The organism is Desulforhopalus sp. (assembly GCA_030247675.1).
Taxonomy (GTDB): domain Bacteria; phylum Desulfobacterota; class Desulfobulbia; order Desulfobulbales; family Desulfocapsaceae; genus Desulforhopalus_A.
The window spans coordinates 1-2,881 of the sequence record JAOTRX010000021.1 but is presented as its reverse complement, the minus strand read 5'-3'; the positions used below and the strand labels follow the sequence as shown (position 1 = coordinate 2,881).

Below are 2,881 nucleotides of genomic sequence, written 5' to 3'. Positions count from 1 at the left end.
CCGCTCTTACACCTCAGACCTATCAACCTGTTAGTCTATCAGGGGTCTTACTTCTTTCGAATGGGAAATCTCATCTTGAGGGGGGCTTCGCGCTTAGATGCCTTCAGCGCTTATCCCTGCCGCACATAGCTACTCGGCCGTGCTCCTGGCGGAACAACCGATACACCAGCGGTGCGTCCATCCCGGTCCTCTCGTACTAAGGACAGCGCCTCTCAAATTTCCTGCGCCCACAGCGGATAGGGACCGAACTGTCTCACGACGTTCTGAACCCAGCTCGCGTGCCTCTTTAATGGGCGAACAGCCCAACCCTTGGGACCTACTTCAGCCCCAGGATGAGACGAGCCGACATCGAGGTGCCAAACCTCCCCGTCGATGTGGACTCTTGGGGGAGATAAGCCTGTTATCCCCGGGGTAGCTTTTATCCGTTGAGCGACGGCCCTTCCATTCGGTACCGCCGGATCACTAAGTCCTACTTTCGTACTTGCTCGACTTGTCTGTCTCGCAATCAAGCTCCCTTTTGCCTTTGCACTCTTCGCGCGATTTCCAACCGCACTGAGGGAACCTTTGAGCGCCTCCGTTACATTTTGGGAGGCGACCGCCCCAGTCAAACTGCCCACCTGGCAGTGTCCCCAAGCCGGATCACGGCTTCGGGTTAGAACAGCGATATTGAAAGGGTGGTATCCCAACGTTGACTCCGCACAGACTGGCGTCCATGCCTCTTAGTCTCCCACCTATCCTGTACATCCAATACCAATGTTCAGTGCCAAGCTACAGTAAAGCTCCACGGGGTCTTTCCGTCCTGCTGCGGGTAATGGGCATCTTTACCCATACTACAATTTCACCGAGTCCATTGTTGAGACAGTGCCCAAATCGTTACGCCTTTCGTGCGGGTCGGAACTTACCCGACAAGGAATTTCGCTACCTTAGGACCGTTATAGTTACGGCCGCCGTTTACTGGGGCTTCAATTCAGTGCTTCGATCGCTCTGACACTTCCTCTTAACCTTCCAGCACCGGGCAGGCGTCAGCCCCTATACATCATCTTTCGATTTAGCAGAGACCTGTGTTTTTGTTAAACAGTCGCTTGGGCCTGTTTTCTGCGGCCCCAGTCGGCTTTGACACCGTCTGGGGCACCCCTTCTCCCGAAGTTACGGGGTTATTTTGCCGAGTTCCTTAACAATGGTTCTCTCGCTCGCCTTAGTATTCTCTACTCATCTACCTGTGTCGGATTGCGGTACAGGCGCCTTATAACTCGATAGAAGCTTTTCTTGTCAGTCTGAAATCAGCAGCTTCGTTACTTAGTTTCACTCCCCGTCAAGCGTCATCCTTATACAGGGGGATTTGCCTCCCCGTACAGACTTCGCCCTTGGACGCACTCTTCCAACCGTGCGCTCTGCCTATCCTCCTGCGTCACTCCATCTCTCAAACGCTATTTGGCGGTACAGGACTCTTCACCTGTTGTCCATCGCCTACGACTTTCGTCCTCAGCTTAGGTCCTGACTTACCCTGGGCGGACGAACCTTCCCCAGGAAACCTTAGATTTTCGGCGGGCAGGATTCTCACCTGCCTCTCGCTACTCATGCCAACATTCTCTCTTGTGTAATGTCCAGCACGCCTTTCGGTATACCTTCTGCCCTTACACAATGCTCCCCTACCCCTGATGCATAAGCATCAAGCCGTAGCTTCGGTAGCAGGTTTTAGCCCCGGACATTTTCGGCGCAGAACCACTCGACTAGTGAGCTATTACGCACTCTTTAAATGTATGGCTGCTTCTAAGCCAACATCCTAGTTGTCTGTGCAATTCCACATCCTTTTCCACTTAACCTGCATTTTGGGACCTTAGCTGACGGTCTGGGCTGTTTCCCTTTCGACCATGAATCTTATCACACATGGTCTGACTCCTAAAGTTAAGATCACGGCATTCGGAGTTTGATAAGCTTCGGTAGCCGGTGAAAGCCCCTAGGCCATTCAGTGCTCTACCTCCGTGTCTCATTCTTTAAGGCTAGCCCTAAAGCTATTTCGGGGAGAACCAGCTATCTCCGAGTTCGATTGGAATTTCTCCGCTATCCACAAGTCATCCCAGCCTTTTTCAACAGACATGGGTTCGAGCCTCCACAAAATTTTACTTTTGCTTCACTCTGCTCATGGATAGGTCACCCGGTTTCGGGTCTACGTCACACAACTTTCGCCCTATTCAGACTCGCTTTCGCTTCGGCTCCGTACCTTAAGCACTTAACCTTGCTGCGTAACGTAACTCGTTGGCCCGTTCTACAAAAAGTACGTGGTCGCGCGTCTTCAGGCGCTTCCACTGCTTGTAAACATAGGGTTTCAGGTTCTATTTCACTCCCCTCCCGGGGTTCTTTTCACCTTTCCCTCACGGTACTATGCGCTATCGGTCACCAGATCGTATTTAGCCTTGGGAGATGGTCCTCCCTGCTTCCCACAGGATTTCACGTGTCCCGTGGTACTCTGGATCGAGCTCTTTCAGTCTTCACCTTTCGTCTACGGGGCTATCACCCTCTACGGCGGCGCTTTCCAGCACTCTTTGACTAGGCTACCTCTTACTCTATGGCTCGTCCGCAACCCCGACGCCCGTAGGCCTCGGTTTGGGCTGTTTCCCTTTCGCTCGCCGCTACTCAGAAAATCGATACTTTCTTTCTCTTCCTTCGGGTACTTAGATGTTTCAGTTCCCCGAGTCTCCCTTCCGCACACTATGTATTCATGTACGGATATCTGCCCACTACGGCAGATGGGTTTCCCCATTCGGACATCTGCGGATCAATGTTTGCTTGCAACTCCCCGCAGCTTTTCGCAGCTTACCACGTCCTTCATCGGCGTCTGGTGCCAAGGCATCCACCCTATGCTCTTTATTGCTTGATCATA

General features: G+C 52.5%; 1 rRNA gene. It reads right to left on the bottom strand.

Annotated elements, in window-relative coordinates:
- Positions 1 to 2,878: ribosomal RNA gene (locus OEL83_21095) — 23S ribosomal RNA — on the bottom strand; the annotation flags it as partial.
- Between the last annotated feature and the right edge of the window lie 3 nt (positions 2,879 to 2,881).